This window comes from Pelagibacterium halotolerans B2 (assembly GCF_000230555.1).
In the GTDB taxonomy this organism is placed as follows: domain Bacteria; phylum Pseudomonadota; class Alphaproteobacteria; order Rhizobiales; family Devosiaceae; genus Pelagibacterium; species Pelagibacterium halotolerans.
The window spans coordinates 2973749-2992049 of record NC_016078.1 but is presented as its reverse complement, the minus strand read 5'-3'; the positions used below and the strand labels follow the sequence as shown (position 1 = coordinate 2992049).

22 protein-coding genes and 1 tRNA gene are annotated in these 18301 nt (G+C 63.0%); 12 read left to right on the top strand and 11 right to left on the bottom strand.

Annotated features, from left to right (window positions below; genetic code table 11):
* Positions 1-3: 3 nt before the first annotated feature.
* The 4 genes from KKY_RS14655 (at position 4) to KKY_RS14640 (ending at position 5144) form a co-directional block, all read left to right on the top strand.
* Positions 4-1128 carry an ABC transporter ATP-binding protein gene (locus tag KKY_RS14655; protein WP_014132155.1) on the top strand — a complete coding sequence of 375 codons (1125 nt, stop codon included), beginning with the start codon at positions 4-6 and terminating at the stop codon, positions 1126-1128.
* Positions 1129-1204: 76 nt separating this feature from the next.
* A complete protein-coding gene (locus KKY_RS14650; protein WP_014132154.1) occupies positions 1205-2476 on the top strand; it encodes an ABC transporter substrate-binding protein in 1272 nt (423 codons plus the stop codon).
* Between the two features lie 65 nt (positions 2477-2541).
* A complete protein-coding gene (gene pglA / locus KKY_RS14645; RefSeq protein WP_014132153.1) occupies positions 2542-4068 on the top strand; it encodes a polygalacturonase PglA in 1527 nt (508 codons plus the stop codon).
* On the top strand, positions 4065-5144 hold the full coding sequence (locus tag KKY_RS14640) for a glycoside hydrolase family 88/105 protein (protein WP_014132152.1): 1080 nt from the start codon (positions 4065-4067) through the stop codon (positions 5142-5144). The genes pglA and KKY_RS14640 overlap by 4 nt, the downstream gene beginning before the upstream one ends.
* 92 nt (positions 5145-5236) lie before the next feature.
* Here KKY_RS14640 and KKY_RS14635 read toward each other — a convergent pair whose 3' ends face one another.
* Complete coding sequence (locus tag KKY_RS14635) at positions 5237-5494, bottom strand: hypothetical protein (protein WP_014132151.1); 258 nt, start codon at positions 5492-5494, stop codon at positions 5237-5239.
* Between the two features lie 274 nt (positions 5495-5768).
* Between KKY_RS14635 and KKY_RS14630 the strand changes: the two genes are divergently transcribed.
* Complete coding sequence (locus KKY_RS14630; RefSeq protein WP_041528801.1) at positions 5769-6254, top strand: CAP domain-containing protein; 486 nt, start codon at positions 5769-5771, stop codon at positions 6252-6254.
* Between the two features lie 24 nt (positions 6255-6278).
* On the opposite strand, the gene KKY_RS14625 is transcribed toward KKY_RS14630, so the two are convergent.
* Positions 6279-6974, bottom strand: coding sequence for a PilZ domain-containing protein (locus KKY_RS14625; protein ID WP_014132149.1), 696 nt, complete (start codon positions 6972-6974; stop codon positions 6279-6281).
* Between the two features lie 123 nt (positions 6975-7097).
* Here KKY_RS14625 and KKY_RS14620 point away from each other — a divergent pair, with 123 nt between their 5' ends.
* Positions 7098-7331, top strand: coding sequence for a sulfurtransferase TusA family protein (locus KKY_RS14620; RefSeq protein WP_014132148.1), 234 nt, complete (start codon positions 7098-7100; stop codon positions 7329-7331).
* 5 nt (positions 7332-7336) lie between these two features.
* Here the strand turns inward: KKY_RS14620 and KKY_RS14615 are convergent, their stop codons facing one another.
* Entirely contained in the window at positions 7337-8467 is a 1131-nt protein-coding gene (locus KKY_RS14615) for a D-alanyl-D-alanine carboxypeptidase family protein (protein ID WP_014132147.1), read from the bottom strand.
* Between the two features lie 186 nt (positions 8468-8653).
* Between KKY_RS14615 and KKY_RS14610 the strand changes: the two genes are divergently transcribed.
* Positions 8654-9052, top strand: coding sequence for a winged helix-turn-helix transcriptional regulator (locus KKY_RS14610; protein ID WP_014132146.1), 399 nt, complete (start codon positions 8654-8656; stop codon positions 9050-9052).
* A 7-nt stretch (positions 9053-9059) separates the two neighbouring features.
* On the opposite strand, the gene KKY_RS14605 is transcribed toward KKY_RS14610, so the two are convergent.
* Both KKY_RS14605 and KKY_RS14600 read right to left on the bottom strand, forming a co-directional pair.
* Positions 9060-9983, bottom strand: a complete 924-nt coding sequence (locus KKY_RS14605) for a hypothetical protein (RefSeq protein ID WP_139305184.1) — start codon at positions 9981-9983, stop codon at positions 9060-9062.
* Positions 9901-10650: a GNAT family N-acetyltransferase gene (locus KKY_RS14600; RefSeq protein WP_014132144.1), complete on the bottom strand. Its 750-nt coding sequence runs from the start codon at positions 10648-10650 to the stop codon at positions 9901-9903. The genes KKY_RS14605 and KKY_RS14600 overlap by 83 nt, the downstream gene beginning before the upstream one ends.
* Before the next feature lie 133 nt (positions 10651-10783).
* Between KKY_RS14600 and KKY_RS14595 the strand changes: the two genes are divergently transcribed.
* Positions 10784-12235: a CYTH and CHAD domain-containing protein gene (locus tag KKY_RS14595; RefSeq protein WP_014132143.1), complete on the top strand. Its 1452-nt coding sequence runs from the start codon at positions 10784-10786 to the stop codon at positions 12233-12235.
* A 264-nt stretch (positions 12236-12499) separates the two neighbouring features.
* On the opposite strand, the gene KKY_RS14590 is transcribed toward KKY_RS14595, so the two are convergent.
* The 3 genes from KKY_RS14590 to KKY_RS14580 all read right to left on the bottom strand — a co-directional run bounded on the left by KKY_RS14590 (position 12500) and on the right by KKY_RS14580 (position 13581).
* Positions 12500-12584: transfer RNA gene (locus KKY_RS14590), tRNA-Leu, on the bottom strand.
* Between the two features lie 104 nt (positions 12585-12688).
* Complete coding sequence (locus KKY_RS14585; protein ID WP_014132142.1) at positions 12689-13312, bottom strand: hypothetical protein; 624 nt, start codon at positions 13310-13312, stop codon at positions 12689-12691.
* Positions 13313-13314: 2 nt separating this feature from the next.
* A complete protein-coding gene (locus tag KKY_RS14580; RefSeq protein WP_041529504.1) occupies positions 13315-13581 on the bottom strand; it encodes a zinc ribbon domain-containing protein in 267 nt (88 codons plus the stop codon).
* Positions 13582-13664: 83 nt separating this feature from the next.
* On the opposite strand from KKY_RS14580, the gene KKY_RS14575 reads away from it, so the two are divergent.
* The 3 genes from KKY_RS14575 to KKY_RS14565 all read left to right on the top strand — a co-directional run bounded on the left by KKY_RS14575 (position 13665) and on the right by KKY_RS14565 (position 15291).
* Positions 13665-14024, top strand: a complete 360-nt coding sequence (locus tag KKY_RS14575; protein WP_014132140.1) for a MerR family transcriptional regulator — start codon at positions 13665-13667, stop codon at positions 14022-14024.
* Between the two features lie 168 nt (positions 14025-14192).
* Positions 14193-14774, top strand: coding sequence for a YqaA family protein (locus KKY_RS14570; RefSeq protein WP_014132139.1), 582 nt, complete (start codon positions 14193-14195; stop codon positions 14772-14774).
* 10 nt (positions 14775-14784) lie between these two features.
* Positions 14785-15291: a disulfide bond formation protein B gene (locus KKY_RS14565; RefSeq protein WP_014132138.1), complete on the top strand. Its 507-nt coding sequence runs from the start codon at positions 14785-14787 to the stop codon at positions 15289-15291.
* 6 nt (positions 15292-15297) lie between these two features.
* On the opposite strand, the gene KKY_RS14560 is transcribed toward KKY_RS14565, so the two are convergent.
* The 3 genes from KKY_RS14560 to KKY_RS14550 all read right to left on the bottom strand — a co-directional run bounded on the left by KKY_RS14560 (position 15298) and on the right by KKY_RS14550 (position 17364).
* Positions 15298-15855 (bottom strand): HNH endonuclease, encoded by a 558-nt coding sequence (locus tag KKY_RS14560; protein ID WP_014132137.1) that lies wholly within the window; start codon positions 15853-15855, stop codon positions 15298-15300.
* 164 nt (positions 15856-16019) lie between these two features.
* Positions 16020-16679, bottom strand: a complete 660-nt coding sequence (locus KKY_RS14555) for an alpha/beta hydrolase (protein WP_014132136.1) — start codon at positions 16677-16679, stop codon at positions 16020-16022.
* Positions 16680-16704: 25 nt separating this feature from the next.
* Positions 16705-17364 (bottom strand): DNA-3-methyladenine glycosylase family protein, encoded by a 660-nt coding sequence (locus tag KKY_RS14550; RefSeq protein ID WP_014132135.1) that lies wholly within the window; start codon positions 17362-17364, stop codon positions 16705-16707.
* Positions 17365-17398: 34 nt separating this feature from the next.
* Here KKY_RS14550 and gluQRS point away from each other — a divergent pair, with 34 nt between their 5' ends.
* Positions 17399-18256, top strand: a complete 858-nt coding sequence (gluQRS, locus tag KKY_RS14545; protein WP_014132134.1) for a tRNA glutamyl-Q(34) synthetase GluQRS — start codon at positions 17399-17401, stop codon at positions 18254-18256.
* The last annotated feature ends 45 nt before the right edge of the window (positions 18257-18301 follow it).

Below are 18301 nucleotides of genomic sequence, written 5' to 3'. Positions count from 1 at the left end.
AAAATGGCAAATCTAAAGCTTTCGAGCGTCGAAAAGGTTTATGGCAACGCGTTCAAGGCCGTCCACGGGATCGATCTGGAGGTCAAGGACGGGGAGTTCATGGTGCTGGTGGGGCCCTCGGGCTGCGCCAAATCCACAACGCTGCGCATGATCGCGGGGCTCGAAACCATCACGGGCGGTGAAATCCGCATCGGGGACAAGGTGATCAACAACCTCGTTCCGGGCGATCGCGGCATCGCCATGGTGTTTCAGAACTACGCGCTCTATCCGCATATGAAGGTGAGGAACAACCTCTCGTTCGGATTGAAGATCAAGCGCCGGCCCAAGGGCGAAATCGCCGGAGGGGTCGAGCGGGTCTCGACGATGCTCGAAATCGGGGAATTGCTGGAACGGCTCCCCAAGCAGCTTTCGGGCGGGCAGGCCCAGCGCGTGGCGGTGGGCCGGGCGCTGATCAAGCAGCCCGAAGTGTTCCTGTTCGACGAGCCGCTTTCCAATCTCGACGCCAAGCTGCGCGCCTCGATGCGGGTGCGGATCACCGATCTGCACAAGCAGCTCAAGCAGGCCTCGACCTCCTCGACCGTCGTCTATGTCACCCACGACCAGACCGAAGCCATGACGATGGGTGATCGGATCTGCGTCATGAAGGAGGGGCGGATCATGCAGGTTGCCGATCCGGTGACGCTTTACAACCGCCCGGAAAACGAATTTGTCGCCGGGTTCATCGGGTCGCCGGAAATGAATCTGGTGCCGGTCGAACTGATGCGCAACGGGGCGCCGGCCCTTTCGCTGGGCAGCCAGACGGTCACTTTCGGCAATCAGCTTGCCAGCCGGCTGGCCGCCGATGCGGGCGGTAATTTCACGCTCGGGGTGCGTCCCCAGCATCTGGCGGTGGTGCCGATGGGTACGCCGAACGCGTTTTCCGGCACTGTCAGCCATGTCGAATTCATGGGCCATGAGGTCAACCTCTATGTCGATATAGAGGGCCACAAATTCACCGTCGTGGTGCCCGGCGACCAATACAATCCTTCAATGGTTTCCGATGGCGCGATTTCGCTCAGCCCTTCGGAATCCCAGCTCCATTTGTTCGATCCGAACACCGGCCAGAACGTCTCCCTGGCCGCCAACTGAGGATCGTCAATCCGGCCGGCGCCCGGAGGAGGGCGCCGATCTCTGACTGCAACACATCGAAGGGAGGAATTTTCCGATGAAACGTACAGTCACTCTGGTTCTCGCCAGCGGCCTCATGGCCACAACGGCGCTGAGCGCCGCACAATCCGCCGACCTGCGTGTCTCCTGGTGGGGCGGCGATGCCCGCCACGCTGCAACCCAGGAAGCGCTGCAGATCTGCGGCGAGAAACACGGCCACAATATCAGCCCCGAATTTACGGGCTTCGACGGCCATCTCGAACGCCTGACCACGCAACTGGCCGGCGGCACCGAGCCCGACCTGATGCAGGTCAACTGGCCGTGGCTGCCGCTGTTTTCGCCCGATGGAACGGGCCTGGCCGATCTCAACGATTATGCCGACATCATCGATCTGAGCCAGTGGAGCGACAGCCTTCTGGCGACCGGCACGCGCAATGGGCATCTCAATGGCCTGCCGGTTTCGATCACCGGCCGGGTGCTGTTTGCCAACACCGAAACGTTCGCCGAAGCCGGCATCGATGTGCCCGATAGCTGGGACGGGATGACCGAGGCCGCAGCAACGTTCAAATCGGAACTGGGCGACAATTATTACCCGTTCGATGCGGCGACCTATAACGCCATGCTGATCACCGCGCTCTATGCCAGCCAGAAGACCGGCGTGGGCTTTATCGATCCCGTCAGCAACGAGATCGCCTGGGATGTGGCCACGCTCGCCGAGGCGATCGAATTCTACCAGGGCCTTGTGGACAATGGCGTCGTCAAATCCTGGGAAACCATTGCGGGCATGGGCAATCCCAATCTTCAGGAACGCGGCGACTGGGCGGCGGGGGAAGTTGCTTCCTCTTATGAATGGAACTCGACCTATTCGCAGATCTCGGGTCCGTTCGAGGGTGAATCGCCCCTCGCTCCGTTCCCGGCTCCGCGCATCGAAGGCGCGGTCAATGACGGTATCTTCCGCAAGCCTTCGATGACCTTCGCCATTTCGGCCAATTCGGACAATCCCGAAGCGGCGGCGCAAATCCTCAACTGCCTGATGGTCGAGGAAGACGGGGTCATTCCGATGGGCACCCAGCGGGCGATCCCCGCGTCGCAGGCGGCTGTGGACATCCTCGAGGCCGAGGGCCTGCTCGCCAGTGCCGATCTGGAAGCCAATCGCCTGGTCCTGGCGGCCGATGCGCCCGAGCCCTCGCCCTATTTCGAGGATCCGGGCGTGCGGTCTGCCTATGAGGGCGTGCTCGAAGAGTTCGCCTATGGGCTGCTCTCGGCCGAAGAGGCCGCGCAAGCCATCATCGATGGTACCAATGACGCGCTGGCCCGCGCCACGCGCTGATTTCAGAGCAAGCGGCGCGGGGGACATTTCCCCGCGCCGGTCCTTTCCTTCCGGTTTGTGGTTCCATGTCTTTTGACGTCAACATCAATGTGCTGGTCCTCGCGCCCCGCCTCCTGACGGTGGAACTCGCCGGCTGCGGGGGCAGGGACCGTTTGGACAAGCCATTGCGCTGGCAGCTCTTTTCGGAGGGCATGATTGCCCAGGACGGGCTGACCGAGCGCCCGGTCGTGACCCTTGAAGGGCTGGTGCCGGGGATCGGGTACCAACTGGCCGTCGAGCGGATGGGAAATATCGACTTTGTCACGCCGCCTGAAACCGGTCTTGTCGATATTCGTGACCATGGCGCCATCGAGAGCGCGGCGGACAATGGGAGCGCCTTTGCGGCGGCGATCAGCGCCGCGCCCGAAGGGGCAACGCTTTATGTGCCGCCGGGCATCTGGCGCACCGGGCCCGTCTTTCTCAAATCGGGCCTGTTCGTGCATGTGCCCGAGGGGGCAACGATCAAGGGCGTGGCCGACCGTGGCGCCTATAGGATGCTCGAGGCGTTTGGCGCCGATGGGCGGCAGCAGGCAAGCTGGGAGGGTGTTCCGGCCCGATGCTATGGCTCGCTGCTGACCGCCATCGATGCCGACGGTGTGACCATCGCGGGCAAGGGGGTGATCGACGGGGCGGGCGCCGAGGGCGACTGGTGGGAATGGCCCAAGGAAACGCGCGAGGGCGCGCGGCGACCGCGTACGGTTTTCGCCAATCGCTGCACGCAATTGAAGATGTCGGGGCTCACCGTGCGCAATTCACCGAGCTGGACGATCCATCCGCTCGATTGTGCCGGGGCGGTGTTTGCCGATCTCGCTATCGAAAATCCACCCGACAGCCCCAATACCGACGGGCTCAATCCCGAAAGTTCCACCGATATCGAGATCGTGGGGGTGCGCTTTTCGGTCGGCGACGACTGCATTGCCATAAAGGCGGGCAAGATCTGGCCCGACGGTACGGTACCGGCTCCCACGCGCAATGTCTCGGTGCGGCATTGCCTTATGGAGCGCGGGCATGGGGGCGTGGTGATCGGGTCGGAAATGAGCGGGTCGGTGACCGATGTTACGGTGGCGTTCTGCACCATGCGCGATACGGATCGGGGCCTCAGGATCAAGACGCGGCGCGGACGGGGCGGCGCGGTGGCGCGGATCGTGCTCAGCGATTGCCTGATGGACGGGGTGAAAACGCCCCTGTCGATCAATTCCCATTATTTCTGCGATCCGGACGGAAGATCGGACGCTGTCCAGAACCGGGCGCCGGCGCCGGTCAGCGCGGCAACGCCTAAGATCGGCGATATCAGGTTCGAGCGCACCGAGGTGAAAAATGCCCATCATGCGCTGGCCTATGTGCTGGGGCTGGCCGAGGCGCCGGTCAGCGGTTTGACCATCGCCGATGTGAGCGTGACCTATGCGCCCGAAGCGGTGGCGGACGTGCCGGACATGGCCCTCGGGCTTCCGTCGCTCCGCCATGGCGGAATCATCACCGAAAACGTCCTTTACCCCCAGATCGCGGGGATCACCGGGACCACACAGACCGATACGATCAGGGAACGCGCATGATGCTCGAAACCTATTTCGACGCCTATGCGTCCTCCTATGCGTCCTACAAGCAGGGCGACTGGTGCTATGAAGACGGCTGCATCTATCGCGGGCTCATCCTGCTCGATGCCGCCGATCCGCAGGGGCCATGGTTTTCCCATCTCAAACGGCTCGTGGACGCGCAGGTGAGCGCCGATGGCGCGCTGGCCGGATACGATCCGGACGAATTCAATATCGACAATATCCATTCGGGCCGCGCCCTGATCGCGCTGCTGGACCGGACGGGTGAGGCCAAATACCGGCTCGCCGCCGACCGCCTTGCCGGCCAGCTCGCCCGCCATCCGCGGATCGCGGCAGGCAATTACTGGCACAAGCTGCGCTATCCCCATCAGGTCTGGCTCGACGGGCTCTATATGGGGCTGCCGTTCCAGATCGAATACGGGCAGCATTTCGGCCGTCCCGATCTTATCGAAGACGCGCTGTCCCAGCTAAAATCGGCACTGTCGCTGCTGGCCGATCCGGGCACGGGGCTTTACAGCCACGGCTATGACGCGGCTGGGGCGCAGGATTGGGCAGACCCCGAGACGCGCCGCTCGCGCGCGCTCTGGTCGCGCGCCATGGGGTGGCTGGCGATGGCGCTTGTCGATGTTCGCGCGCTGGTGGGGCCAATCGACTGGCTCGATACCGCCATCGGCGCGCTTGCCGAAGGGCTCGCCCGGCACCAGCGATCCGACGGGCGCTGGAACCAGGTGACCGACCAGCCCGGCCTTATGGGCAATTATGCGGAGGCTTCGGCGACGGCGATGTTTGCCTATTTCTATCTGGCGGGCAGCCGGATGGGGATTTCCGGAGTGGACGGGGAACCGGGCAGGCAGGCCCTGGAAGGGCTCGAGAAACACTCGCTGCGCAAGGATGGCACGGGCCGATTGGTCCTCAACGACATCTGCCACGTGGCGGGGCTGGGCGGGTTCGGTGGCCGATATCGTGACGGCACCGCGGCCTATTACGTTTCCGAAGCTGTAGCGCCCGACGATTCCAAGGGCGTGGGGCCGCTCATGATGGCGGTGGCCGAAAGCGAAGGTGTCGTGGCCGTCTGAGGCTTTTTCGGGCCGGCCGTGTTTCCGAACCGCAAGAGTGGCGCCCATCCCCGATCCGGTCGCGGACATGTTTTCGCTCGAAATGCTCCGGATCAGGCCGAGACCGATTTGCGGTAGCCCATGGGGACGCGCTTTTCGTCGCTGGTTTCGGTAAAGCGATAGAACTGGCTGGCGCGGGTTTCGCGCGAAGCGGAGGCCGATGTGCCGGCGCGGGCCGATTCAATCAATTGGGCGAGGAAAGCCGCCTGGGGCGCCGAGCGGGCGAGGGACGGCCGGGCGCGGGGCACGGAAAGGCTGACCGGGAGGTGGTGTCCCGAAATCGTCCTTTTCTCGGTGTTGCTCGTGTCCACTTGCGCGGTTCCGTTTCAATCTGGGACATGTGTCCCGTTCTGGCACGCATTGGGCGCCATTCTCCCCAGACGTCGCAATCTGTGTGCCAGTTGGCAATGTTTTGTTAACGATTGCCACAGGCAATCGGGCGCATGGTTAACGTCGGGGGGCTGGTTCGGTTCTGGGCCCGCATGGCGGGCAGGGTTAACCAGGCGGTAACGGATGCGCCGCAATTTTGCGGCTTTGTTGCGCTCTTAGGGGCAGGAGATTTCCCCGGATGAGAGAGGCCCGACCATGACCCCCCAGATAGCTCCCGCCCGCCTGAGCGCTGTGGCGCTTGCCCTGTTCTGCGTTGGCGGGCTCGCCGCCTGTTCGGGCGCGCCCTCAGGCGGGGGCGGGCTGGCGCCGGGCCTTGTCGCCCAGATCAGCGCACCGGGCGCGCAGATGGATCGGCAGGCGGCGCTCGGGATCGTCAACCAGTATCGCGCGACGCGCGGCGCGGCGCCGTTGAGCGCCGATCCGGCGCTCGACGCGCAGGCCCAGACCGTTGCTGCCCAGTATGCAAGCACCGGCAATCCTCCGGCCCGGCCGGCGGGGGTCGCCAATATGCGGCTTTCGGCCGGATACACCAATTTCGCGGAAACTTTTTCGGGCTGGCGCAACAGTCCGGCCGATGCGGATGTCCTGGCGCAGGCCGATGCGAGCCGGGCCGGGTTCGCCGCCGTTTACGATGCCAACTCGGCCTATGGCACCCATTGGGTGATGCTGCTGGGACAATAGGGCCGGCGAAACGCCAGGGGTATTTCAGCACTTCTCCGGAAGCGTTTTGGACGCGGCCGCAAGCCGCTTGCGCAGGTCCGGCCGGGGGCAGATGAGCTGGTGCTCGAGACCGTCGAAATCGACGCGGGCGAGAAATTCGATGGCAAAGCCGGGATCGAGCATGCGCACCACCCGACCCACGACGGTGCCCAGGGCCATCGGCATGCCGATCTCGACATCGAGATCGGCGGACACCGCGGCGCCGGTCATGCTCATGTCGATCACAAAGCAATCGATCATCGAACCATCCGCGACAATGAGCGTCGATTGCGGGTTCTTGGGCGTGATGCGCCGGTAGCGGCGATGTTCGGAGACTTCGAAATTCTTGTGCTTTTCGAGCCAGAGAACGTGGGAGGCGAGCCGTTCGCGCTCCTCCTGGCTCATTTCGAGCGACATGGCAAAGCCGAAACCCAAAGGACGGGTGATCTGGCCGCGCAACACGCCGAACTCCTCGAAATGGGCGGTCACCCAATCGTTGACATTGCCGCCGATCGGCGCGGACAGGAACATGGTCACCGGCGAAATGCGCTGCACGCGGCATGCGAAATAGGGAATCTTGCGCTCGGCACCGTCCCACTTTTCCAGACGATAGCGTCCGGGCATATTGGTCAGGAACCTCAAACGGTCGTCGAGCCGGGGCGGTTCGGCCTTGCGCGGCACTGCCTGTCTGGCCTGGGCCATGGTACTGTCCCCCTACAGCAAGTCCCCAACAGTATTATTGCGGAGTGAATATTGTGTTTCCAATTCGACGTTTTCCCGCTCACCCCGGAAACTGTCCCTTCGGGCGCAAAGGTGAGTAAAGCAATGAGCGATATTGTTATCGACGCGCGCGGGCTCAAGTGTCCGCTGCCGGTGCTCAAGCTGGAAAAGGCCCTGGCAGGTGTCGGGGCGGGAAACACAATCGCCGTTCTGGCGACCGATCCGGTGGCGCGGATCGACATAGCGCTTTATTGCCGCCAGCAGGGCCACGGGCTCGCCATGCGCGAGGAGGACGCGGCAACCCGCTATGAGGTCACGAAAGCCCGGGCGGGCGAATAGGGATTTCAGGGGCTTGGCGTGAGCGAAACTATCGAGGAATCGCCAAAGCCGCTGGCGGGCAACTGGCCGGGAATGCCCGCTTGTGCCATGGCCGAATCGGGCCGTGGGCGGGGCAGGGGCACATCGGCGAGCCTGCCCAATGTCGCCACCGTGTGGGTGGGAGGCACAATGGTGTCGGTGAGGTAGGATATCTGGCCATCAAGGCCGGCCGAAAAGATTTCGGCGCGCTGCTCGGAATAGTCGGGCGCGCCGGCGCCGCAGATGTTGGGCCGCATGTCGACGGGAGCAAGGCCGGCCTGATTGGCGATGGCGGTCACGGTGCGGCCGGTGCCGCGATAGCCGCCGGCAAAGCCCGAGAACATCATCTGAGCGGTCATTTCGCCGCGCTCGCGCGATGAGTTGGCGCCCAAGGTCACTGCCATCAATTGCCGTCCGCCGCGGGTTACGGTGGCCACGATATTGAGTCCGGAGGCGCAGACATAGCCGGTCTTCATGCCGTCGGTGCCCGAAAAACCGGTCAGAAGCTCGTTGTTGGAATGGGAGCGCGACTCGCCCAGCGCCACGGTGCGGGTGGAGAACAACGCATCATACTGGGGGAAACGCGCCCTGATGGTGAGGGCGATCATGGCGATGTCGCGCGCGGTGGTCACCTGGGCGGGATCGTGCAGGCCGTGGGGATTGACGAAATGGGTGCCGGTCAATCCCATGATCGCGGCGCGGGCGTTCATCATATCGACAAAGGCCGGCTCGCTGCCGGCGATCGTTTCGCCGATGGCGACGGCGATGTCGTTGGCCGATTTGACGACAAGGATGTAAAGCGCGTCCTCGAGCGTGATCGCGGTCCCTTCGGGCAGGCCCAGTTTCGAAGGCGCGACCGAAAGGGCGTTTGCCGAGGTGATGACCGGTGTGGAGAGCGAGGCCTGGCCGGTCTCGATGGCCTCGAAGGCGATGAGCGCGGTCATCAGTTTGGTCAGCGAAGCCGGATGCCAGGGGATGCCCGCCTCGTTTTCGAACAGCACCTCATTGGTGCGCATGTCGATGAGCAACTGGGGCAGCGCGAGGGCTGAGGACAGGGTGGCCGAAAGGGTGCCGAGAACCAGGACACAAATGGACAGCAACCGCCGGACAGACTGCACCGCGCTCACTCCGTTATCGTTCAGTTAAAGCTTGGTTCGATCCATAACAGGGCAATTTTGGCTAAACAATGCCCGCGCCGGCTCTGTGCACGGCAAGCTGGAGCGTGTGGCTTTTTGGCCAAGGGTTCCCTTTGGTAACCAAGGGGCCTATATGTACCTTAATTCAATCTGAAAGGTGGTTTGGCCATGGCCAATATCGAGCCCGACGAAGCGACGGTTTGCACCGCGATGGGCGATATCCTCAACCGGATCGGCGACAAATGGAGCGTCATGGTGGTGGGCCGGCTCAAGGGTGGCACCATGCGGTTTTCCGAGTTGCGCCGGGCCATCGACGGGGTGTCCCAACGCATGCTGACGCTGACCCTGCGCAATCTCGAGCGCGACGGGCTGGTGACGCGCACCGTTTATGCGGAAATTCCGCCGCGGGTGGAATATACGCTGACCGAAATGGGCTCTACGCTGACCGGCCCGATCGGAGCGCTGTGGGACTGGGCGGCGGCGCATCAGGATGAAGTGGCGCGGGCGCGCATGCTTTACGATCGCGCGCAGGCGGGACAAGAGGAGCCCGAACGCCGGCGCGCCTGATCTTTGTTCATCGCGCTACCGCGATGTGCAGATGGTCCTGATGCAGGCGATCGGTGAACGATTTGCCGCCGACCCCATCGAGGGCCCAGGGGGAGCCGATCTGGCGGATTTCGGGCTGGTCGTAGAGCCATTGCACGGCCCGGTGAATCTCCGAACCCTCCGCCCGGCCGTCGATGACCAGCGTGTCGCCCAGCCTGTAGATATCGACCGCCCGGCCCCGTGTGTGATCGGACTGGCGGTCGGTGCCGAACACTTCATAGGGATGGCCCTGGGATAGCGTGACGACGCCATAGGGGGTGCGCTCTGCGAGACGCGCCATGATGGCGAGAAGATCGGGAGAGATGCCGCCCGAAAGAATATCCCAACGGGCCGAATCGGGCATTTCGATGCGGGGATCGTTGAGGACGGCGAGGGCTTGTTGCGTGAGCGGGGCCGGCTCGGTTATCAGCGTGCCGCCGATCGAAGCGAGATCGGCAAAGCGCCAGACCCCACCCGACAGCGCCAGCCTGACATCGAGGGTGCGGATGAAGACCTGTATTCCCTCGGGGGTGCCGACCATCTGTTCGACGACGACCATCACCGAAGCGGCGCCGGTGCCGAGACCGCCCAATTGGGGATAGATGATGCGGCCCTGCGACCACGCGCCGGGCACATGAAAGGTGGCCGCCAACGCCTCTGCCCCGGGGCCGGCAAAATCGAGCCGTTCGGCGATCTGGCCGGTGGTTTCGGCCTGGGAATAGGTGGTCAGCGCCAATGCCACTTCACTGGCCAGGCGCTTGGCGTTGGGATGAGTCTCGTTGGGAGAAAGCGGTTCGGCCCCGTTCTGATGGGTGGCCGGACTGACGATTTCAGGGGCGCTGGGAGAGGGAGGGCGCTGCGCCCAGCCGTTTTGGATAGGCGCGCACAACAGTGTAAGCGACGCGACCGCCATCCAGATCCTCATAAGCACCTTCCTCATCGAGTATCAGCCTGTATTCCCTCAGTGTGGCTCCGTCCTGGCTCTTGTGCCGGCCGACCAGACGACAGCCCAGTCTTTCAAAGAACGGCGTGCCCAGTCCACCCTCCTCGGTGACCAGAAGGGCGCGATGGACACCCTGCACCGTCGCGCGGTCGGCAAAGCCCTCGATCAGCCGGCGACCGATGCCGCGACGGCGGACATTGACGTCGGTGACGATGTGGCTGAGGACCGAAACCGGGCGCGGGGCGCCATTGGAGGCGCTCGACACTGACGGCAAGAGCCCGATATGGCGGGCTACGCCTCTTGCGTAGCGTCCGGCGCGGGTGCGGGCGAAATCGAGAGCGACCTGGGGGCGGGTGATCATGGCGCCGCAGCCGGCCAGCGCGAGCTTCGAGCCGAAATTGCGGGTGACCCAGCGGTAGTGTTCGGCGTTCGAAGTGGTGCCGAACAGAGCGCCGACGACCGCATCCTCGTCGCGGGCCACAAGCGCGATGCCGTAGGGGGAGCGGGCGAAGCTTTCCTGATAGAGGCCGAGGAAATGCCGGCCGAGTTTGGGAAAAAGTCCCAGACGCAGATTCTGGCGATGCAGATTGGCCGTTGCCGGGATATCGGCCTGGTTCAGCGGTTCGATGGACAGCATGGCCGTATTCCCCGGGACCCGTTAACCTTGATGGACAAAAGGTTAATGCAAAAGACCTCCAGCCGTTCCGCGATTGCCCTGAAATTGCATTTCGTATTGTGTAGGGTGTTTTTGCGACCCGGCGGTTCTTTCCATGGCCAACGAAATCGAACTCAAGCTCCAGATCGCGCCGCAGGCTGCGGGGCCCGTTCTTCAGTGGGGCGAGGCGCAGGGGGAGATGGAACGGCGGAATTTACGCTCCGTCTATTTCGACACGCCCGGCCGCTCACTGGCCATGGCGGGCCTGTCGCTCAGGACGCGATTTGACGGGACGCGTCACGTCCAGACGGTCAAGGCGGCGCAGGGCAAGTCTGCCGGGCTTTTCGCGCGCCGGGAATGGGAAAAGCCCGTGTCATCGGAATGGCCCGAGCTCGGCGCGGATACCCCGCTGGCCGGATTGCCGCCGCAAACGCTGGACGCTCTGGCGCCACTGTTTTCGCTCGAGGTGGAGCGGCACGGTCTCGATATCGTGCGCGGCGACAGCGTTATCGAGGTGGCGGTCGATAATGGGATTGTCCTTGCCGACGACCGGCGGAGCGCGTTCTGCGAGATCGAACTGGAACTGAAATCGGGCGCGCCCCACGCGCTGTTCGCACTGGCCCGGGAGCTCGACGCGCTGGCCGGGGTGCGGCTCGGGGTGACAACAAAATCGGAGCGCGGCTACCGGCTGCTCGATGCGGTGGCGGAAAGCGCAAAGGCCGAGTTCATCCCGCTTTCGGCCGATCAGCGGGTCGAGGACGGTTTTGCGGCGATTGCCGGGGCCTGCCTGCGGCAGTACAGGCTCAATGAAGATATCGTATTGCGCCGGCACCCACCCGAGGCGCTGCATCAGGCGCGGGTGGGGCTGCGGCGCCTGCGCTCGGCGCTCACGCTGTTCAAGCCGGTGGTCGAGGACGAGCGGTATTCCCATTTTCGCGACGAGCTCAAATGGCTGGCGAAACAATTGGGTGATGTTCGCGATCTCGACGTGCTCTATGACCGGGCGCGGTCCGGAGAGTTGCGGATTGCCATTGCCCGGTTGCGCGAAGACGCGCATGGCGGGCTCGAAGCGGTTCTGGGTTCGGCGCGGGCCCGGGCGCTGATGGTCGATCTTGCCGGGTGGGTCGCCGTGGGGGCGTGGCGGGACGCTCCCGATGCGGCGCGCGGGGGCGGGATCGGCGAATTTGCTGCCGAGGCACTGGAAAAATCGTTCCGCAAATTCAAAAAGCGCAGCGATGGGCTGACCCGACTGGGGGACGAGGACCGGCACGAGGTGCGCAAGCTGGCCAAGAAGCTGCGCTATGGCAGCGAATTTTTTGCCGGGCTCTATACCGGCAAGAAGGCCGCAAAGCGCCATGCCCGGTTCATCGACGGGCTGCAGGCCGTGCAGGACAAGCTGGGCACGCTCAACGATCTTGCGGCGGCGCCCGGTCTTCTGGCCCGGAACGGACTGGACGACATGGCAGGCGCCGAGGGCGTGCTGTCGGGCGCCGACGCAACCGATACGCTGGCGAAAGCGGAGGCGGCGCGCGACGCGCTGGTCGGCCTCAAACCCTTCTGGCGCTAGAGCGCGTCCAGCAAAAGTGGAAACGGTTTTGCGGTTCGGACGCGCGACGAAACAACAACTTAGAGGATTTTCGCGATTCGAAGAAAAGCGGAAATGCTCTGGGCCGTGACAGCGCGACGGTTTCCAGGATGCCCCCGACTCACATGGGAGAGGGGCAGTTGTCCGCAAGGAGGCGGATAGCGCGGGCCTGAGCAGTCCAGTCGGACCGGGAGTCGGAGTATGCTTTTTGCGCCGCGTGACACGCATGAGCGCCGGAGCAAATTATGGTGCGGGTGGCCGGGATCGAACCGGCACTCCTTTCGGAACTGGATTTTGAGTCCAGCGCGTCTACCAATTCCACCACACCCGCAGCAGATTTGTCGCGGCGGACTATAGGCAAACAGGACGTCGCGTCAATTGCCCCATGGCGGCCTTTTTGAGTTCCTGCGCGATTTTGTTGCCGGGCACCACCGATCAGCGCGAGAGGGTGCGGATTATTTTGGCGATGCGCTTTTGCTTTGCAGGCTGGGAGATCGCGGCGACCCGGTTTTCGAGGATGGCAAGAAGCCGTGGTCGGTCCTGGCCGGTCGCGATCGTGGCGGCGAGCTCGGCATAGGCGGGCAATTGATTGACGGGGGCCGTTTCGATTCGATCGAGCATGATCGGGGCCGCTTTTTCGTAGTGGCCCGTACGGGCCAGCGCCGCCAGAATTTCCATGGCTGCATCTTTGGCGATAACCGAGCCGGCGTCAGCGGCGGCCAGAATGGTATCGAGATGCCCGGCCAGCAAATCCGGTTCAAGCGGCGCAAGGGTTTGAAGAGCTTTCAAAGTGCCGCAGGTCTGGCGATTGGCGTTCATCCCAAGGCGGGAGAGAAAGGCGCTTGCATGAGGCGCGATAAGCTCGGGTGCGCGATAGCCGATCTCGTAAAGCACCTTGATGGCGTCGTTGGCAACGGCTTTTCCGGTTCCCTGCAGCGCATCGACCAGGATGGCAATGGCGGCGCGGTCTCTTTGGGCAACGAGCCGTTCGGCAAGGGCGATATTGGGTTGTTCATCATTGCGGCCCAGGGCGCCGGCGAGTTGGTCGAGAACGCCCAAGGCTAGTTCCGCCAGCGCTGCAGGCGCGGCAGGGAGCGGGTGAACGCCCATGCCATTACGTGTGGCATGCCCTGCTTGCGCAATTGTTCGATGCAGTATTGCTGCATCTGCCCGACCGTAAAGCCAGGCTGGGCGAACGCGCCATCCCGCCAGCACAGCGAGCAATAAACGGTCGATCGGCTACCATCGGCATTGGTGCCACCGCCCTGGGGGTCCTTGCTCATGGGCATGGAGCAGCTTTGGCATATCGGTCCCACAACAGCCTCCATTCCCGGCCGGTCGGTCATCTTGACACCATTGGGCATGGACCTTAATAGAACCATGGAGTGCAGTCAACGGTTTTGGAGTTGCGATGCGGGTGGGCGCCCTGGCAAGGCAGACGGGCATGACGCGGGATACGATCCGGTTTTACGAGCGCAGGGGGCTGATTTCGTCCCGGCCCTCCCAAGACCCTTCCAACAGCTATCGCGACTATCCCGACGACACCGTGGACCGGCTGGACATGATCGCGCAGGCCCGAGATGCCGGAATGAGTATTGCGGAGCTTGAAGTTCTGGTCCGGGTAATGGAAACGGGCGATCTCGAGACCTTCGACGCCGATCGCTTTCTCGCGGGAAAAATCGCCGAGATCAAAGCCTCGATCGAACGGTCGAAGCGTTTTGTGGCCGTGCTTGAGGCAACCCGAAAGGCTCTGTCGCGCGCGGTGCAATAGGTGTGCATTTTGCGCGGGCTTTGGCCCTTTTTGAACCTTTTGCCGCTAGGGTTTGCGAAGTGCTGTCGATCCATGCCGTAAATCCGGCGTGATCGCGATTGAAAAGTGCGTGCGGATGGAGCATGGCTTGCCGGCCCGCTCACCCGCCAGTTGGGGACGACCAGATACATGCTTCGCCGCCTTTATGACTGGGCCATGAAAATGGCCGCGAGCCGACAGGCTCCCTATGCCCTGGCCGGAGTGAGCTTTGCCGAAAGCTCGTTCTTTCCGCTTCCCCCCGATGTGATGCTGATCCCCATGGTGGTGGCGGATCGAAAATCGGCGTGGTGGAACGCGACGATCTGCACGATCGCCTCGGTGCTGGGCGGCATTTTCGGCTATGTGATCGGAGCATTCCTGTTCGAGCCGCTGGCCCGGCCGATCATCGAATTCTACCATTACGACGCGGCTTTCGAGCAACTCCAGCAATGGTTCGCCGATTACGGCTTGCTGATCGTTTTCGTCGCCGGGTTCACGCCGGTGCCCTACAAGGTGTTCACCATCGCCTCGGGCTTTGCCGGGCTATCGCTGCCGGTTTTCATTCTCGGTTCGATCATTTCACGCGGCGCGCGGTTTTTTCTGGTGGCAACGCTGCTCTATTTCTTCGGACCCCCGATCCGCGATTTCATCGAGCAGCGGCTTGGTCTGGTCACAATCGTTTTTACAGTGCTTCTGGTTGGCGGCTTTGTCGCCATCCGCTATCTGGCTTAGGACCAAACTCATGACATTGCTTTTATCGGAATCGGACCGGCTCAAGGCCGGAGTGGCCTTCGGTCTTGGGCTTGCCGCCATTCTCGGGGCGCTGGCATTCCAGTTCCTCGGGGGGCTCTATCCGTGCGAATTGTGCCTGACCCAGCGCTGGCCCTATTATATCGGGCTGCCGCTGCTGGCATTGGCGCTTGTCGTGTGGAGCAAGCTTCCAACGCCGTTCCGCGCGGGGCTGATGGGCGTGGTTGCCGCGCTGTTTGCGTGGGGAGCCTGGGTCGGCGGCTATCACGCAGGCGTCGAATGGGGGTTCTGGCCCGGGCCGCAAAGTTGCACCGGGGTCGGCGAGGCGGCTGTCAGTCTCGACATGCTTTCGGACATGAGCGACGTGCGGATCGTGCCCTGCGACGCCATTCAGTGGGAGATGCTGGGCATCTCGCTGGCCGGGTTCAACGCGCTGATTTCGGCAGCCATCGTGGTGCTGCTGGTGCTGGCCATCATCGGGCAGTTGCGCAAGGCGTAAAGCGGCTTACGGCTCGAGTTCGATATCCCAATAGAGATAATCGAGCCAGCTATCGTGAAGGTAGTTGGGCGGGAAGGCCCGGCCGTTGTTGTGCAGGTCGTGCACCGTGGGCTGATAGGGCTTCTGGCGCGGGATCATGCCGATTTCACGCGGCGTGCGATTGGCCTTGCGCAGATTGCAGGGCGAGCAGGCGGCAACGATATTTTCCCAGGTCGTGCGGCCACCCTTGGAGCGGGGCAGGACGTGATCGAAAGTCAGATCGTGGCGCGAGCCGCAATACTGGCACTGGAAACGATCGCGCAGGAAAACGTTGAAGCGGGTAAAGGCGGGGTATTTGGCGGGCTGGACGTAGTCTTTGAGCGAAATGACGCTCGGCAGGCGCATCTCGAAGCTCGGACTTCGGACCACCTTGTCGTATTCGGAGACGATATGGACCCGGTCGAGGCACACGGCCTTTATCGCGTCCTGCCAGTTCCACAAGGACAAGGGATAATAGCTGAGCGGCCTGAAATCAGCGTTCAGAACGAGAGCGGGGCAGGCCTGGGGTGACACGTGAATTGTCACAAAATCCTCCGGGGCATGGACTAAACCTCCCCGTCACGCTTCCAAACCTGAATGCGCTCTCACCGCGTGCCGGAAGCGCTCCGGCGATTCCATGGTGATAGTGTACGCCTCTTGTGACAGGGCTGTGAAGAACTTTGTTGAAAAGGTGCGGGGAATCCAATCCGCTAGAGGATCTCGCGCAGGAACGCCGTGGCGGTGTCCAGGCCATCCTGGGCGATGGTGTGACCGGAGCCTTGAGAAATATGGAGCCGCGCGTCTATTCCGAGATCGATGAGTTTGGGCAGCGCGGTTTCGCTGCCGATGACCGGGACCACATCGTCCAGATCGCCATGGATCAGCAGCACGGGCGGTTTTGAGGCGATTTCGGCCTCGAGCTTTTCCGGCGCGACGATGAGGCCGGAAAAGGCGATGATGGCCTTGAGGGGTTCGGGAAGGCGCAGGCCGGTATAAAGCGCCATCATGGCGCCCTGCGAAAAGCCCACGAGGATCGTGTCGGCGGGGCCAAGACCGGTCTGAGCCCAGAGGTCGGCAAGGAAAGCGTCGAGAACCGGATGGGCGGTTTCGGCGCCGGCGAGGCGTGCGAGGGTGCGGTCACGTTCGAGGTCGAGGGGAAACCACTCATAGCCGAACGGATTCCCGCCGCAGACATGTGGGGCATTGGGGGCGACGAACATGGTGTCGGGGAAACTGTCGCGCCAGAACTGGCCGAGGGCGATCAGGTCGCGGCCGTCCGAACCATAGCCGTGCAGGAGCACGACGAGGCTTTTCGCGGCGCCCGAAACAGCGGGCAGCATGGGGCCGGAGAGCTTTACGGGTTCGGTCATTAATGGTCCTTGGGAGTTGGAAAAATCAGAGCGCGTCCCAGGCATCGGAATTCTTCATAGCCGAGAAATAGCGCCAGAACATCAGGGCCGCGGCGCCGCGATGCGGCGACCATTGGGCGGCCAGCGGGATCAGCTCTTTTGGCAGTGGACGGGCGGGAAGGTCGAAGGCGTGTTCGACGGCTTTTTGCAGCGCGAGGTCGCCGGCGGGGAAAATGTCGGGGTGGCCGGCGCAGAACAGGAGATAGATTTCGGCGGTCCAGGGGCCGATGCCCTTGAGGCGCGTGAGGGTTTCGATGGCCGCATCGGGCTCCATCATGTCGACCTGGGAAAAGTCCAGGCCCTGTTCGGTGATGGCGAGGGCGACGCCGCGAATCGTTTCGAATTTTCCGCGCGACAGCCCGGTTTTCCTCAGGGTTTCTTCGTTAAAGCCGAGATAGGCGTCAGGGGTTATCGCGCCCAAAGCTTCGACCCGGCCCCAGATGGCGCGGGCCGAGGCGACCGAGAGCTGCTGACCGCAGACGATGCGCGCCATGCCCTCAAAACCCGATGGCGAGGTGCGCAGGGTCACTTCGCCGGCCCGGGCGATGGCAGCGGCAAGGCGTTGATCGCGCTGGCTTAATCCCTCGAGATGGACGGCCAGCGCTTCGGCGTCGTGAAGCCGGGCTGGAGTGGCGAGGGCGCTCATGGTAGGGGCTTTCAAAGAGGATCTGGTCCTGGTCATGTCGTTCCCATCTCAAACTATTTTCCGCTTCGCGCCAAGCCCGAACGGGCTTTTGCATCTGGGGCATGCCTATTCGGCGCTTTATACCGACCATTGGGCCAAAGCGCTGGGCGGTACGTTCCTGCTGCGGATCGAAGACATCGATATTGCGCGGTGTCGACCCGAATTTGTCGACGCGGTTTTTGTTGATTTACAATGGCTTGGGCTTGAATGGCCCGAGCCGGTGCGGGTGCAGTCGGCCCATTTCGATGATTATCGGGCTGCCGCGGATCGCCTGAAAAGCAAGGGTTTGCTCTATCCGTGCTTTTGTACGCGGGCCGAAATCCGGGCGGCGGGCGATGGGCGGACCGATCCGGACGGGGCGCCGATCTATCCGGGGACCTGCCGGCATCTTTCGGGGGGCGAAAGGCTGGAAAAACTCGAGGCCGGAGTGCCCGTGCAGTGGCGGCTCGATATGGGGCAAGCACTTGATAGAAAAAAGGAATTTTTGATCCGCGAGGCGATGCCGGACCCTTCTTGCGCGGTGGTCGAGCGGCTGGCCGAGCCCGGGCGGTGGGGGGATGTGCTGATCGTGCGCAAGGACACGCCGACCAGCTATCATCTCTCGGTGGTTGTCGACGATGCCATCCAGGGGATAACGCATGTGACCCGGGGGATGGATCTTTACGCCTCGAGTGATATTCATGTTGTTTTACAAGAACTTATGGGTTTGCCGAGCCCGGTCTATACCCATCATCGGTTGATTGTCGGCGAGGATGCGGAAAAGCTTTCCAAGTCCAGGGGGTCGGAAAGCCTGGCCGGACTGCGGGCGCTGGGGATTACGCCCGAAGACATCAGGGCGCGGTTGGGATTCTGAATTTTGGCGCAAACAATGGCGCGAAGAGCTATGGACTTGTGCGTT

Coding starts and splice junctions, on each gene's coding strand:
- KKY_RS14655 (WP_014132155.1), top strand. CDS start 4: ATGGCAAATCTAAAGCTTTCGAGCGTCGAAAAGGTTTATGGCAACGCG.
- KKY_RS14650 (WP_014132154.1), top strand. CDS start 1,205: ATGAAACGTACAGTCACTCTGGTTCTCGCCAGCGGCCTCATGGCCACA.
- pglA (WP_014132153.1), top strand. CDS start 2,542: ATGTCTTTTGACGTCAACATCAATGTGCTGGTCCTCGCGCCCCGCCTC.
- KKY_RS14640 (WP_014132152.1), top strand. CDS start 4,065: ATGATGCTCGAAACCTATTTCGACGCCTATGCGTCCTCCTATGCGTCC.
- KKY_RS14630 (WP_041528801.1), top strand. CDS start 5,769: ATGACCCCCCAGATAGCTCCCGCCCGCCTGAGCGCTGTGGCGCTTGCC.
- KKY_RS14625 (WP_014132149.1), bottom strand. CDS start 6,974: ATGGCCCAGGCCAGACAGGCAGTGCCGCGCAAGGCCGAACCGCCCCGG.
- KKY_RS14620 (WP_014132148.1), top strand. CDS start 7,098: ATGAGCGATATTGTTATCGACGCGCGCGGGCTCAAGTGTCCGCTGCCG.
- KKY_RS14610 (WP_014132146.1), top strand. CDS start 8,654: ATGGCCAATATCGAGCCCGACGAAGCGACGGTTTGCACCGCGATGGGC.
- KKY_RS14605 (WP_139305184.1), bottom strand. CDS start 9,983: ATGGCGGTCGCGTCGCTTACACTGTTGTGCGCGCCTATCCAAAACGGC.
- KKY_RS14600 (WP_014132144.1), bottom strand. CDS start 10,650: ATGCTGTCCATCGAACCGCTGAACCAGGCCGATATCCCGGCAACGGCC.
- KKY_RS14595 (WP_014132143.1), top strand. CDS start 10,784: ATGGCCAACGAAATCGAACTCAAGCTCCAGATCGCGCCGCAGGCTGCG.
- KKY_RS14580 (WP_041529504.1), bottom strand. CDS start 13,581: ATGGAGGCTGTTGTGGGACCGATATGCCAAAGCTGCTCCATGCCCATG.
- KKY_RS14575 (WP_014132140.1), top strand. CDS start 13,665: ATGCGGGTGGGCGCCCTGGCAAGGCAGACGGGCATGACGCGGGATACG.
- KKY_RS14570 (WP_014132139.1), top strand. CDS start 14,193: ATGCTTCGCCGCCTTTATGACTGGGCCATGAAAATGGCCGCGAGCCGA.
- KKY_RS14565 (WP_014132138.1), top strand. CDS start 14,785: ATGACATTGCTTTTATCGGAATCGGACCGGCTCAAGGCCGGAGTGGCC.
- KKY_RS14555 (WP_014132136.1), bottom strand. CDS start 16,679: ATGACCGAACCCGTAAAGCTCTCCGGCCCCATGCTGCCCGCTGTTTCG.
- KKY_RS14550 (WP_014132135.1), bottom strand. CDS start 17,364: ATGAGCGCCCTCGCCACTCCAGCCCGGCTTCACGACGCCGAAGCGCTG.
- gluQRS (WP_014132134.1), top strand. CDS start 17,399: ATGTCGTTCCCATCTCAAACTATTTTCCGCTTCGCGCCAAGCCCGAAC.